The following is a 14,400-nucleotide window of genomic DNA, read 5'->3' as shown; positions in this document are numbered from 1 at the left end:
CCGCATTAGCAAAAGCGCTTTTCACCCTGAAGGGAAGATGAACAAAAGCAGGTCCTTGCAACGCAGCAATGAAAGAAAGCAGCAAAAAGGCCGGCTTGCGCCAGCCATTTGTCTTCGCACCGTATTCTTGCGGATACCCTATTCAGGCAGCGGATGGGCCGGCCGGTGTGCTCTAGCTGCCACGGAATGCCTTGCCGGCAAGCAGGCTGACAAGCTCCTGCTGGCGCGAGAGGCCGGTCTTCGAGAGTACGGCCTTGAGCTGGCTGCGCACCGTCTCCCGGTTAACGCCGGTCGCGTCGGCCAGTGCGTCAACGGTTTCAGCCCGGCCGATGCCCCGCGCCACCCGCGCTTCCGCCGGCGTCAGGTCGAACAGTCCCTGCAAAACCTCCGCGGTCGGCACCACAGCGCGATCGACCGGGGTCACCACCAACAGCGCGGTGGCCTGCGTGAAGATATCGCGTGCATCGCCGCGCACGGGGATGACATGCAGCACCATCGGCACGCGGGTTGCCGTCGCAGCGACCGGTATCGACTTCACGGTCCGGCCATCGGCAAGAGACTTTGGGCCGAGTGCTTCGGCGAGCAGCGCGTCCGCCGTGACATCCGTCATCGTTACGCGCTCGTTCCGATCCTGAAACAGCGAAGGCACCAGCGCTTCGAACAGGCGGTTGGCGGCGAATACCCGGCCGCGCCCGCGCAGCACCGCGCCCGGCAGGCCCAGCGCCTGCAAGGCGTCAGCCTGCGCACGGGCGCGCTCGAAGCCAAGACGATTTGCTGCAAGGGACGCGCGGGCCAGATGCGGCCGCAGCCCATCCAGCAAGGTGACGACTTCGCGCGGCACCGGACCGAAATCCTGATGCCGCGGCACGACGATCGCGATCGAATCGCCGCTCGGCATCGGGATGATCGTTCCGGCCCGGTAGCCGATGCCGTGCTTGCGGTAAAAATTGCAATAGACGTCGTTGGTCGCAATCTCCTCCTCCGAGAGGAGATCAAAGTCGGTAACGAAGCCTGCGTGATTGAGTGCGATGGCACGCGGCAGATTGGGATCGCGTTCGCTCCATCCCTCTCCCAGGAAAACCGGCATCAGCTTGTCATATTCGACGGAATTGACCGCGCTTGTGTAGCCGTCCCGCACGCCGAAGAGAAAGCCGCCGTTGCCGCCAACCGCGGCACTAAGTTCGCCAAGCAGGGCCGGCCAAAGGGAGGGAACGAGCCCCGCCTCATAGATGCGGTCGATCAAGGGTTCGAAACGAGCCAATTCGCTCATGAGCAACTATTGCCGTTATCGCGAGGTGCCCCCTCGCCGACTTGATAGCAGGCATCCCCCATCTGGGTGAAGCGCCAGATCGCTTTTCCTTCGCACAAAGAAAAAGCCGGCTTCGCAGCCGGCTTTCTTGTTGATTGGAACCTGACGGAACCCTTACTCCGCCGGCGGCAGCGCCAGCGGTTCGGCTTCCGGAGCGGTCGGCACGATCGCCGACTGCTTCTCGCGCTCGTCGAGGATCAGCTTGTCGCGCTTGACCGCGACTTCGCGGATCTTGGCCATCGAAGCGCCGGTGCCCGCCGGGATCAGCCGGCCGACAATGACGTTCTCCTTGAGGCCTTCCAGCGGGTCCACCTTGCCGTTGACGGCGGCTTCGGTGAGCACGCGGGTGGTCTCCTGGAACGAGGCCGCCGAGAAGAACGAGCGGGTCTGCAGGCTCGCCTTGGTGATGCCGAGCAGAACCGGCGTTCCCGTGGCGGGCTTCTTGCCCTCTTCCTTGGCCTTCAGGTTCAGCGCGTCGAACTCGATCTTGTCGACCTGCTCGCCCGAGATCATGTCGGTGTCGCCCTGGTCGGTGATCTCGACCTTCTGCAGCATCTGACGGACAATCACTTCGATGTGCTTGTCGTTGATGAGCACGCCCTGCAGCCGGTAGACCTCCTGGATTTCGTTGACCAGATAGGCAGCGAGTTCCTCGATGCCCTTGATCGCCAGGATGTCGTGCGGCGCCGGATTGCCTTCGACGATGAAATCGCCCTTTTCGACGATGTCGCCGTCCTGCAGATGGATGTGCTTGCCCTTCGGGATCAGGTACTCGCGCGGCTCCTCGGTCTTGTCCATCGGCTCGATCGAGATGCGGCGCTTGTTCTTGTAGTCGCGGCCGAAGCGGATCGTGCCGGCGATTTCCGCGATGATGGCCGCGTCCTTTGGCTTGCGGGCCTCGAACAGTTCGGCCACCCGCGGCAGACCGCCGGTGATGTCGCGGGTCTTGGCGCTTTCGGTCGAGATACGCGCCAGGATGTCGCCGGCCTTGACCTTTGCGCCGGTGTCCACCGACAGAATGGCGTCAACCGACAGCATGTAGCGGGCATCGCCGCCACGCGCGAGCTTGAGCACCTTGCCGTCCTTGCCCTTGACCACGATGGCCGGACGCAGGTCGGCGCCGCCACGCGACGCGCGCCAGTCGATGACGACGCGCTTGGCGATACCGGTGGATTCGTCGAGCGTTTCCGAGATCGACTGCCCTTCCACCAGGTCCTCGAACCCGATGGTGCCCTCGACTTCGGTGAGAACCGGACGGGTGTACGGATCCCATTCCGCGATGCGCTGGCCGCGCTTGACCATATCGCCTTCGTCGACGTGCATGCGCGCGCCGTACTGAATGCGGTGGGTCGCACGCTCGGTGCCGTCGGCATCGACGATGGCAACGACCATGTTGCGGACCATCGCGATCAAGTGACCTTCGCTGTTACGGGCGATGGACTTGTTCTTGATGGTGACCTTGCCCTCGAAGTTCGATTCGACGAACGACTGCTCGTTGATCTGCGCCGCGCCGCCGATGTGGAACGTGCGCATCGTCAGCTGCGTGCCGGGTTCACCGATCGACTGGGCGGCGATGACGCCGACCGCCTCGCCGTGGTTGACCGGCGTGCCGCGGGCGAGATCTCGGCCGTAGCACTTGCCGCAGATGCCGTTGACCAGTTCGCAGGTCAGCGCCGAGCGGATCTTCACTTCCTGGATGCCGGCCTGCTGGATGGCGTCGACATGCGACTCTTCCATCAGCGTGCCGCGCTTGACCACGACCTTGTTGGAGGCGGGATCGCGCAGATCCTCGCCCGCGACGCGGCCGAGAATACGCGAAGCCAGCGAAGCGACGACGGTGCCGGCGTCGACGATAGCACGCATCTTGATGCCGAGCTTGGTGCCGCAATCGTCCTGCGTGATGATGCAGTCCTGCGCCACGTCGACCAGACGGCGGGTCAGGTAACCGGAGTTCGCGGTCTTCAACGCGGTGTCCGCGAGGCCCTTGCGGGCGCCGTGGGTCGAGTTGAAGTATTCGAGCACCGACAGACCTTCCTTGAAGTTGGAAATGATCGGCGTCTCGATGATCTCACCCGACGGCTTCGCCATCAGGCCGCGCATACCGGCGAGCTGACGCATCTGGGCCGGCGAACCGCGCGCGCCCGAATGCGCCATCATGTAGATCGAGTTGATGTCGGCGTCGGCGCCCTTCGGCGTCTTCTTGGTCGAGGAGATTTCCTTCATCATCTCCTTGGCGATTTCTTCGGTCGCCTTCGACCAGGCGTCGACCACCTTGTTGTACTTCTCGCCATGGGTGATCAGGCCGTCATTGTACTGCTGCTCGAAATCCTTCGCCAGCGTACGGGTGGTGTCGACGATCTTCCACTTCGAGTGCGGCACGACCATGTCGTCCTTGCCGAACGAGATGCCGGCCTTGAACGCGTTGTAGAAACCGAGCGCCATGATGCGGTCGCAGAAGATCACCGTCTCCTTCTGGCCGCAGTGACGGTAGACCTGGTCGATCACGCCGGAGATTTCGCGCTTGGTCATCAGCTTGTTGATGATGTCGTACGAAATCTTCGAGTTCTTCGGCAGCACGTTGCCGAGCATGACGCGGCCCGCGGTGGTTTCGATCCAGCGCTTGGCCTGCTTGCCGTTCTCGTCGGTGCCCTCCCACCGGTACTTGATCTTGGTGTGGAGGTGGATGACCTTCGAATGCAGGGCGTGCTCGAGCTCGGCCATGTCGCCGAAGATCTTGCCCTCGCCGGGCAGGCCTTCACGCATGATCGAGAGGTAATAGAGGCCGAGCACGATGTCCTGCGACGGCACGATGATCGGCTGACCGTTCGCGGGGTGCAGGATGTTGTTGGTCGACATCATCAGGACGCGCGCTTCGAGCTGCGCTTCCAGCGACAGCGGAACGTGCACGGCCATCTGGTCGCCGTCGAAGTCGGCGTTGAAGGCGGCGCAGACCAGCGGGTGAAGCTGGATCGCCTTGCCCTCGATCAGCACCGGCTCGAACGCCTGAATGCCGAGGCGATGCAGCGTCGGCGCGCGGTTGAGCAGCACCGGATGCTCGCGGATCACCTCGTCGAGGATATCCCAGACCTCGGGACGCTCCTTCTCGACCAGCTTCTTCGCCTGCTTGACGGTGGTGGACAGGCCCTTGGCGTCGAGCCGCGAATAGATGAACGGCTTGAACAGTTCGAGCGCCATCTTCTTCGGCAGGCCGCACTGATGCAGGCGCAGTTCGGGACCGACCACGATCACCGAACGGCCCGAATAGTCGACGCGCTTGCCGAGCAGGTTCTGACGGAACCGGCCCTGCTTGCCCTTGAGCATGTCGGCCAGCGACTTCAGCGGGCGCTTGTTGGCGCCGGTGATGACGCGGCCGCGGCGGCCGTTGTCGAACAGCGCGTCGACGGCCTCCTGCAGCATGCGCTTTTCGTTGCGGATGATGATGTCGGGCGCGCGCAGCTCCATCAGCCGCTTCAGGCGGTTGTTGCGGTTGATGACGCGGCGATAGAGGTCGTTGAGGTCCGAGGTCGCAAAGCGGCCGCCGTCGAGCGGCACCAGCGGACGCAGGTCCGGCGGAATCACCGGCACCACGGTCAGGATCATCCACTCCGGCTTGTTGCCGGAATAGCGGAAGGCCTCGACGATCTTCAGGCGCTTGGCGAGCTTCTTGTGCTTGATGTCGGACTCGGTCTCCTGCATCTCGGCGCGCAGGGACTGCTCGAGCTTTTCGAGCTCAAGCCCCTTCAACAGCTCGCGGATCGCTTCCGCGCCGATCATGGCGGTGAACGAATCCTGACCGTATTCGTCCTGCGCCTTCAGGTACTCGTCTTCCGACAGCAGCTGACGGTCCTTGAGCGCGGTCAGACCCGGCTCCAGCACGACGTAATATTCGAAGTACAGGATCCGCTCGAGATCCTTCAGCGTCATGTCGAGCAGCAGGCCGATGCGGGACGGCAGCGACTTCAGGAACCAGATGTGGGCAACGGGTGCTGCCAGTTCGATATGGCCCATGCGCTCGCGACGGACGCGCGACAGCGTCACTTCGACCGAGCACTTTTCGCAGATGATGCCCTTGTACTTCATGCGCTTGTACTTGCCGCACAAGCACTCGTAATCCTTGATCGGCCCGAAGATGCGGGCGCAGAACAGGCCGTCGCGCTCCGGCTTGAAGGTCCGGTAGTTGATGGTCTCCGGCTTCTTGATCTCGCCGTAGGACCAGGACAGAATCTTCTCCGGGGACGCAATCGAGATCCGGATCTGGTCGAAGACCTGAGCCGGAGTCGTCGGATTGAAGAGATTCATAATTTCTTGGTTCATCGTCTTCTCCTCGCGTGCCGGTCGTCACCGGCAGCAAATTCGAAACTCTTTTAGTGCGCGCCCTGCTCAACGTCCGAGCCGAGCGCGAATGCCCGGCGAAGCGCCGGGCATGAAATCGTATGCGTTACTCGGCCGCCTCGGACGTCGGCGCCGGTCCCACCTTGGAATTGTGCAGGTCGACGTTGAGGCCGAGCGAGCGCATTTCCTTGACCAGCACGTTGAACGATTCCGGAATACCCGCCTCGAACGTGTCGTCGCCGCGCACGATCGCCTCGTACACCTTGGTACGGCCGGCGACGTCGTCCGACTTCACGGTCAGCATTTCCTGCAGCGTGTAGGCCGCGCCGTAAGCTTCCAGCGCCCACACCTCCATTTCGCCGAAGCGCTGGCCGCCGAACTGCGCCTTGCCGCCCAGCGGCTGCTGGGTGACGAGCGAGTACGGACCGATCGAACGCGCGTGGATCTTGTCGTCGACCAGATGGTGCAGCTTGAGCATGTAGATGTAGCCCACCGTCACCTTGCGATCGAAGGCGTCGCCGGTGCGGCCGTCATAGACGGTCGACTGGCCGGAGGCGTCGAAGCCCGCGAGCTTCAGCATCTCCTCGATGTCGGCTTCCTTGGCGCCGTCGAACACCGGGGTTGCGATCGGCACGCCGTGGCTCAGATTCTTGCCAAGCTCCATCAGCTCGTTGTCGTTCAGCGTCTTGATGGTTTCATCGTCGCCATAGATCTTCTTCAGGGTCTCGCGCAGCGGCTTGAGATCCTGCTTCTGATAATAGCCGTCGATGGTCTGGCCGATGCGCTTGCCGAGGCCTGCGCACGCCCAGCCGAGATGCGTCTCCAGAATCTGGCCGACGTTCATGCGCGAGGGCACGCCGAGCGGATTGAGCACGATGTCCGCATGCGTGCCGTCCTCGAGGAACGGCATGTCCTCGATCGGAACGATCTTGGACACCACGCCCTTGTTGCCGTGACGGCCGGCCATCTTGTCGCCCGGCTGGATCTTGCGCTTCACCGCGACGAAGACCTTGACCATCTTCATCACGCCGGGCGGCAGTTCGTCGCCACGCTGCAGCTTTTCGACCTTGTCGAGGAAGCGCTGTTCAAGGCCCTTCTTCGATTCGTCGTACTGCTTCCGCATCGCCTCGATTTCGGCCATCAGCTTGTCGTTGGGGGATGCAAACATCCACCACTGCGACTTCGGATACTCATCGAGCACGGCGCGCGTGATCTTGGTGTCCTTCTTGAAGCCCTTGGGGCCCGCGATGCCCTGGCGGTTTTCCAGCAGCTCGGCGAGGCGGCCGTAGACGTTGCGGTCGAGAATCGCCTGCTCGTCGTCGCGGTCCTTGGCCAGACGCTCGATCTCTTCCCGCTCGATCGCCAGCGCACGCTCGTCCTTGTCGACGCCGTGGCGGTTGAACACGCGCACTTCCACGATGGTGCCTTGCACGCCCGGGGGCACGCGGAGCGAGGTGTCGCGGACGTCGGAAGCCTTTTCGCCGAAGATGGCGCGCAGGAGCTTTTCTTCCGGCGTCATCGGGCTTTCGCCCTTCGGCGTGATCTTGCCGACCAGGATGTCGCCGGCCCGGACTTCGGCGCCGATGTAGACGATGCCGGCTTCGTCGAGGTTCTTCAGCGCTTCTTCCGAAACGTTCGGAATGTCGCGGGTGATTTCCTCAGGTCCGAGCTTGGTGTCACGGGCCATCACCTCGAACTCCTCGATGTGGATCGAGGTGAAGACGTCGTCCTTCACGATCCGCTCGGAGAGCAGGATCGAGTCTTCGAAGTTGTAGCCGTTCCACGGCATGAACGCGACCAGCACGTTGCGGCCGAGCGCGAGCTCGCCGAGATCAGTCGACGGGCCATCAGCGATGATGTCGCCCTTCTTGACGATGTCACCAACCTTCACCAGCGGACGCTGGTTGATGCAGGTCGACTGGTTGGAGCGCTGGTACTTCATCAGCCGGTAGATATCGACGCCAGACTTGGTGGGATCGAGATCTTCCGTTGCGCGGATAACCACACGGGTAGCGTCGATCTGGTCGATCACGCCGGAACGGCGGGCGGCGATCGCAGCACCGGAGTCGCGGGCCACCACGCCTTCCATGCCGGTGCCGACGAACGGCGCCTCGGCGCGAACCAGCGGCACCGCCTGGCGCTGCATGTTCGAGCCCATCAGCGCGCGGTTGGCGTCGTCGTTCTCGAGGAACGGGATCAGCGCCGCAGCCACCGAAACCAGCTGCTTCGGCGACACGTCCATATAGTCGACCTTGTCGGGCGTGATCGGCAGCACTTCGCCGGCGTGACGGCAGACGATCAGGTCTTCGGTGAAACGGCCCTTGGCATCGAGCGGCACGTTAGCCTGCGCGACGCGATAGCGGCCTTCCTCCATCGCCGAGAGATACACGACCTCGTCGGTGACGCGGCCGTCCTTCACCTTGCGATAAGGCGTTTCGACGAAGCCATACTTGTTGACGCGCGCGAACGTCGCCAGCGAGTTGATCAGGCCGATGTTCGGACCTTCCGGCGTCTCGATCGGGCAGATACGGCCGTAATGGGTCGGATGCACGTCGCGAACTTCGAAGCCGGCGCGCTCGCGGGTCAGACCGCCCGGGCCAAGCGCCGAGAGACGGCGCTTGTGGGTGATCTCCGACAGCGGGTTGGTCTGGTCCATGAACTGCGAGAGCTGCGAGGAGCCGAAGAACTCGCGCACTGCCGCTGCCGCCGGCTTGGCGTTGATCAGGTCCTGCGGCATCACGGTGTCGATATCGACACTCGACATGCGCTCCTTGATCGCGCGCTCCATGCGAAGCAGGCCGATGCGGTACTGGTTCTCCATGAGCTCGCCGACCGAGCGCACACGGNTTGCCGAGATGGTCGATGTCGTCGATCTCGCCCTTGCCGTCGCGGAGGTNCCAGCGTCTTGATGACGGCCAGGATGTCTTCCTTGCGCAGCGTGCGATGGGTATCGGGCGCGTCGAGTTCGAGACGCATGTTCATCTTGACGCGGCCGACCGCGGACAGGTCGTAACGCTCGGCGTCGAAGAACAGCGACTGGAACATGGTCTGGGCCGAATCGATCGTCGGCGGCTCGCCCGGACGCATCACGCGGTAGATGTCGAACAGCGCGTCTTCACGCGTCATGTTCTTGTCGGCATTGAGCGTGTTGCGGATGTAGGCGCCGACATTGACGTGGTCGATGTCGAGCAGCGGCAGTTCCTTGTAGCCCTGCTCGTTGAGCGCCTTCAGCGACTTCTCGGTGAGCTCCTCGCCGGCTTCGGCGTAGATTTCACCGGTCTTCGGGTTGACGAGATCCTCGGCGAGATAGTTGCCGACCAGCTCTTCATCCGACAGGCGGAGTGCCTTCAGGCCCTTTTCCTGCAACTGGCGCGCCGCGCGGACGGTCAGCTTCTTGCCGGCCTCGAGCACGACCTTGCCGGTGTCGGCGTCGATCAGGTCGTTGATGGTCGAGTAGCCGCGGAAACGCGAGGCGTCGAACGGCACGCGCCAGCCTTCCTTGGCGCGCTTGTAATTGATCTTCTTGTAGAAGGTCGACAGGATCGTCTCGCCGTCGAGACCGAGCGCATACATCAGCGAGGTCACGGGAATCTTGCGGCGGCGATCGATGCGCGCGAACACGATGTCCTTGGCGTCGAACTCGATGTCGAGCCAGGAACCGCGATACGGAATCACGCGCGCGGCAAACAACAGCTTGCCGGACGAATGGGTCTTGCCCTTGTCGTGGTCGAAGAACACGCCGGGCGAACGGTGCATCTGCGAGACGATGACGCGCTCGGTGCCGTTGACGACGAAGGTGCCGTTCATGGTCATGAGCGGGATATCGCCCATGTAGACGTCCTGCTCCTTGATGTCCTTGACCGACTTGGCGCCGGTTTCCTCATCGATATCGAACACGATCAGGCGCAGCGTCACCTTGAGCGGCGCAGCATAGGTCATGCCGCGCTGGCGGCATTCATCGACGTCATATTTCGGCGGCTCGAATTCGTAGCGGACGAATTCCAGCATCGAGGTGCCCGAGAAATCCGAGATCGGGAATACCGACCGGAACACCGCCTGCAGACCCTCGTCCAGCCGGCCGCCCTGGGGTTCGTCGACCATCAGGAACTGGTCATACGACGCCTTCTGAACCTCGATGAGGTTCGGCATCTCGGCGACTTCCTTGATGTGTCCGAAGAACTTGCGAACGCGTTTGCGACCGGTGAATGTCTGCTGCGCCATCGTGGCCTCTCATTTTCGTCGCCCTTGTGGGCGAACCTTCCGAAGCGCGACTGCCATCGCCCCCGGGTTGAATGTCGAATCGCTCGAAAGGAACAAAGCCCACTTTCAGGAATTAAGTCCTGAACCCGCACCTTAGACCTTCAAAACGCAAAACGACGCGCGGGGCGCATGACTGCACCCGCCCGTCACAACTGATCACTTCACGGACTGAGAAAGCCCGAAATCTGACTGTCTCCCAACGGCTTACGCCGGGAACCCTGCTGCCCCCGCCGCCTACCGCGTTTTCCTGCTGCCGCTCCGATATGGGGCGGAAACGTGGAGATTCGAGGAGCTAACCCCGCGAATCCCCACACTTTTTTGTGTACACCGTGTTCCGGGTTACCCCATCGCACGAACTTTGCACAGACCAATCCCGGGTCTCGCTGACGCTCGCCCGGGATCTCGCGAAGTAACTCGCGTTACTTCAGCTCGACCTTCGCGCCAGCCTTTTCGAGCTGGGCCTTTATCTTGTCGGCTTCCTCCTTGTTCACGCCTTCCTTCAGCGGCTTCGGAGCGCCTTCGACGAGGTCCTTGGCTTCCTTGAGGCCCAGGCCGGTGATGGCGCGGACTTCCTTGATGACCTCGATCTTCTTGTCGCCGGCAGCGGCGAGAACGACCGTGAAGTCGGTCTTTTCTTCAGCCGGAGCAGCGGCAGCGCCGCCAGCGGCGGGGCCGGCAACCGCGACGGCGGCAGCGGCGGAAACGCCCCACTTTTCTTCGAGGAGCTTGGCGAGTTCGGCGGCTTCGAGCACGGTGAGGCTCGAGAGGTCGTCGACGATTTTCTGCAAGTCAGCCATTGATCTATTTCCTTAAACGTTTGGTTTCGAACCAGGTTTGAGATTAGCGAAGGGTCAGGCCGCTTCGCCCTTTGAGGCATGAGCCTGAATGACGCGCGCGAGCTTGGCCGCGGGCGCGGTGGAGAGCTGAGCGATCTTGGTTGCCGGCGCCACCAGGAGGCCGACAAGCTTGCCGCGCAGTTCGTCCAGCGACGGCAGCGAGGCAAGTGCCTTCACGCCGTTCACATCCAGGACGGTTTTACCCATCGAACCGCCGAGAATGACGAACTTTTCGTTCGCCTTGGCGAATTCCATGGCAACCTTCGGCGCCGCTACCGGATCGTTTGAAGTGGCGATCACGGTCGGTCCCTTCAGCAGGGAGCCGATGGCAACGACGTCAGTGCCTTCAAGAGCAATTTTGGCGAGACGGTTTTTCGAGACCTTCACCGACGCGCCCGCCTGCTTCATCTGCATGCGCAGCTTCTGCATCTGGGCCACGGTGAGGCCGGAATAGTGGGCGACGACTGCGACGCTCGTGGTCTTGAAGACCCCGTTCAGCGCCTCAACCGCGTCCTTTTTTGCCGCTCTTTCCACAGCAAGCTCTCTCCGGTTGGCGGCCTTCGCAAGAGCAAGACCGCCGGGTTGCACCCATCGTCTCGCCCAAAACCTGACCTCTAGACACCAGTCTTTAGGACACGCCGGGCAGACGACATTTTGAAAAGCCTGCCCTCCCGAACCAGATGGCGCGGGGTGTCGAGGTTCGAACCAAATCAGCCATGGCGCCGCGAGAGGCGGCGTTAAAGCGAAATCCGGTCTTCACCCGTCTATGCAGGCTGTGAAATTAAGCCGTTGAAGAACTTGCGTTTCTTCGCGAGCGCCTGCAGTCTCGGACAGGATCGAGGCCATTCGGCAAGCCGAAGGACCCCTGCCGCATTCCACGAAACGATGAGGTTTCCTTCCTTTCGAGCAATCCATGCGGACGTCCTGAAAGGAATTATCTCCTACCGTGTCGGGTTTTCGGAATGCGCGCACGGACGTGCCAGCAATGGCCAGCACGCCCGGAAGCCATTGTTTACCGGGTCTCGCCCTTTTTGCCAAGAGCAAAATTCACACCAGTTTGCGGGCCCAACCGGAGAAAAAATTTTCGGTTTAACCCGGATTTTTTTGACGGGTTGCGTCACACCGGGGCCGCCTGGCTCGTCTTGGCCGCAAAGGAGGTTCCCGATGCGGCGTGTTTTGGCAGCGATTCTTGCGATCCCGACGGTCCTGAACGGGCTGATCATGCTCGTGGCCGGCCCGTTCTGGTATGGAACCGCGCCCGGGGTGCCGGATACCGGCCCCTTCAACCCACATTTCGTCCAGGACATCGGCGCCGCCTTCCTCGCCGCCGGTCTTGCCCTGGCCGCGCGGGCATGGCGGCCGCGGTACTGGCCGGCGGCCGTTGCGGGCGCCGGCTTCCTGGTCGTTCACGCCCTGCTCCACGTGGCGATCCTGGTGGGCGGCCACAGCCATTACCCCGCCTTCGACCTTCTCGCGATCGTTCTGCCCTCCGCAGTCGCCCTCTATTCCGCCTTCCCCAACCCAGGAGAACAACATGCGTAGTTGGATCGCGCGCCGCAGCTTGCGCGCATTTGCCAAACGGTATGGATACGACGTCAGCTATCTCGAAATGATGCTGAACTTTTCGCCTGCCGCCCTCTTCAAGTTCGCGCCCCTCATGAAGGCCGCCGCCCACCGCGAGGTAGTCCCGGCCGATGCCAGCTTCGCCGCCAAGATCGTCGGCGCGCTGGCAGAGGATTGCGGCCCCTGCACCCAACTCGTCGTCGACATGGCGCTGGAAGCCGGCATGCCTAAGGACCAGATCGAGGCAGTGCTCCGCCGCGATCCGCGCGCGATGAATGACGCGACCATGCTCGGGTTCCGCTTTGCCGATGCCGTGGTGCGCCGCTCGGCCAATGACGACGAGTTTCGCGATGCCGTCCGCGCCCAATGGGGCCAGAAAGGCGTGATAGATCTGACCATGGCGCTGCAACTGGGCCGCATGTTTCCGATGATGAAGGCAGGCCTCGGCTTTGCCAAGGAATGTCGCCGCGTCACCGTGGGTGAACACCATGTCGATGTCGTCAAACAGGCCGCATGACGCAGACCCGCTGGCGCCCCATCGCGGGCGCCTGCTTGGGCTCGCCTATCGCATGCTAGGCAGCCGCAGCGACGCCGAAGACGTCGTGCAGGACGCCTATCTGCGATTTACCGGCGCACAGGACGTCCACAACGCGGAAGCCTTTCTCGTCACCGTTGTGACGAGGCTTTGTCTCGACCGCCTGAAGAGCGCCCAGGCACAGCGGGAAATCTATGTTGGCCCCTGGCTTCCCGAGCCCGTGTTCGATGCGGAGGGTCTGTCGGCCGAAGCCGCCACCGAACTGGCCGACGACCTCTCATTCGCCTTGTTGCTGGCGCTGGACCGGCTGTCGCCGATGGAACGCGCGGCCTTCCTGCTGCACGACGTCTTCGACACGCCGTTTCCCGAAATCGCCGCCATGCTCGACCGCAGCGAAGCCGCCTGCCGGCAACTGGCATCACGGGCCCGCCGCGCCGTGCGCGACAATCGCCCGGCGCCTGCGGCAACGCCCGACAGTCACGCGCGACTCCTGCAGGCTTTCAGCGACGCGGTTGCCAGCGGTGACGTCAGGCAGCTGGCCGAATTGCTGCGCGAGGACGCCGTTGCAATCACCGATGGCGGTGGCCGCAAATTCGCGGCACTCAAGCCGATCATCGGCGCCGACAAGGTCGCGCGCTTCTTTGTCGGCCTCGCCGGCAAGACCGCCGGCCAGGAAGTCCGTATCGTGCCGGCTGTCATCAATGGTGCCGTGGGCGCCCTTCTCTATCTGGACGGCGAACTCGATCTCACCCTGAGCATGGCGATATCAGGCGAGAAAATTGCTGCGATCTATATCGTCCGCAATCCCGACAAGCTGCGCCACCTGCCGCGCTGCAGTTGAATGCGGATCGTCAGCAGGCACCGATCCGCATGGATAGCTCGACATCCTCGCCGAATGGCGTGGACAGATAGCCACCGACCGACGCGCGCATGCGCGCCAGATAATTGGGGCTGTCATCGGCATTGTCGGCGACGATTAAGGCGCCGGGCCGAAGGCGGCTCTCGACCAGGCTCAGGATTTCCGGATAGAGCGCCTTGGCACCGTCCAGCAGCAACAGGTCGATCGTATCAGGGAGATCGACGCTGAGCGTCCGCAGGGCGTCCCCTTCCCGGATCTCCACGAGGTCGCTGAGACCACCGGCCGTCAGATTATCGCAGGCCCGCGCCACCTTGGATGGCTCGAACTCGCTGGTGATCAGGCGGCCGCCACCATTGTCCCGCAGCGCCGCGGCGAGATGCAGGGTCGAGATGCCGAACGAGGTCCCGAACTCGACGATCGTCCGCGCGCGAGAGCTTCGCGCCAGCATGTAGAGCAACGTGCCGGTCTCTCGCGAGACGGCGAGCGGCGCATTCTTCAAGCGCCCATAGAGGTCGCGGTAATCGGTCTTGCTTCGCATCAGGCGCGTCCGGGCTTCGTCCGAGAGGTCGGCCACGGCAGCCTCGGTCTCCGCCGAGGCCGCATCCGCCTCGTCGAACAGGCGATCCAACAGGGGCGCAAGCGGGGTGGTGGTCAGGGTGGTCATGCAGGTCTCCATCAGCGGTGAGCGCGCGTTCTTGCGCCGGTC

Annotated in this window: 8 protein-coding genes and 2 pseudogenes; 3 read left to right on the top strand and 7 right to left on the bottom strand. The window is 62.9% G+C overall.

The genetic code is table 11. The features are described from left to right. Positions 1–172: 172 nt before the first annotated feature. The 6 genes and pseudogenes from CQ14_RS11520 to rplJ form a co-directional block, all read right to left on the bottom strand. The gene (locus CQ14_RS11520; protein ID WP_057858002.1) at positions 173–1,270 is read right to left on the bottom strand and encodes a helix-turn-helix transcriptional regulator; all 1,098 of its coding nucleotides are present in this window, start codon (positions 1,268–1,270) and stop codon (positions 173–175) included. A gap of 153 nt (positions 1,271–1,423) precedes the next feature. Continuing rightward, entirely contained in the window at positions 1,424–5,623 is a 4,200-nt protein-coding gene (rpoC, locus tag CQ14_RS11515) for a DNA-directed RNA polymerase subunit beta' (protein WP_057858001.1), read from the bottom strand. A 124-nt stretch (positions 5,624–5,747) separates the two neighbouring features. Then, positions 5,748–8,487, bottom strand: a pseudogene (rpoB, locus tag CQ14_RS11510) (DNA-directed RNA polymerase subunit beta); the annotation flags it as partial. A 51-nt stretch (positions 8,488–8,538) separates the two neighbouring features. Next, positions 8,539–9,808 (bottom strand): annotated as a pseudogene (locus tag CQ14_RS46100) (DNA-directed RNA polymerase subunit beta); the annotation flags it as partial. 512 nt (positions 9,809–10,320) lie between these two features. Next, positions 10,321–10,698 (bottom strand): 50S ribosomal protein L7/L12, encoded by a 378-nt coding sequence (gene rplL / locus CQ14_RS11505; RefSeq protein ID WP_016847588.1) that lies wholly within the window; start codon positions 10,696–10,698, stop codon positions 10,321–10,323. Positions 10,699–10,752: 54 nt separating this feature from the next. After that, positions 10,753–11,271, bottom strand: a complete 519-nt coding sequence (gene rplJ, locus CQ14_RS11500; protein WP_057834234.1) for a 50S ribosomal protein L10 — start codon at positions 11,269–11,271, stop codon at positions 10,753–10,755. A 630-nt stretch (positions 11,272–11,901) separates the two neighbouring features. Here rplJ and CQ14_RS11495 point away from each other — a divergent pair. The 3 genes from CQ14_RS11495 to CQ14_RS11485 are packed head-to-tail and all read left to right on the top strand — an operon-like array spanning position 11,902 to position 13,676. After that, positions 11,902–12,279: a hypothetical protein gene (locus tag CQ14_RS11495; protein WP_057858000.1), complete on the top strand. Its 378-nt coding sequence runs from the start codon at positions 11,902–11,904 to the stop codon at positions 12,277–12,279. Continuing rightward, positions 12,272–12,817, top strand: coding sequence for a carboxymuconolactone decarboxylase family protein (locus tag CQ14_RS11490; protein WP_057857999.1), 546 nt, complete (start codon positions 12,272–12,274; stop codon positions 12,815–12,817). Before CQ14_RS11495 ends, CQ14_RS11490 begins: the two co-directional genes overlap by 8 nt. After that, positions 12,789–13,676, top strand: a complete 888-nt coding sequence (locus CQ14_RS11485) for a sigma-70 family RNA polymerase sigma factor (protein ID WP_057857998.1) — start codon at positions 12,789–12,791, stop codon at positions 13,674–13,676. The genes CQ14_RS11490 and CQ14_RS11485 overlap by 29 nt, the downstream gene beginning before the upstream one ends. Before the next feature lie 10 nt (positions 13,677–13,686). Here the strand turns inward: CQ14_RS11485 and CQ14_RS11480 are convergent, their stop codons facing one another. Continuing rightward, a complete protein-coding gene (locus tag CQ14_RS11480; RefSeq protein WP_057858117.1) occupies positions 13,687–14,358 on the bottom strand; it encodes an O-methyltransferase in 672 nt (223 codons plus the stop codon). Positions 14,359–14,400 lie beyond the last annotated feature (42 nt).

The sequence above is a fragment of the Bradyrhizobium lablabi genome (assembly GCF_001440475.1).
Taxonomy (GTDB): domain Bacteria; phylum Pseudomonadota; class Alphaproteobacteria; order Rhizobiales; family Xanthobacteraceae; genus Bradyrhizobium; species Bradyrhizobium lablabi.
The sequence above is the reverse complement of the archived record's forward strand: the minus strand, read 5'-3'. Positions and strand labels throughout refer to the sequence as shown.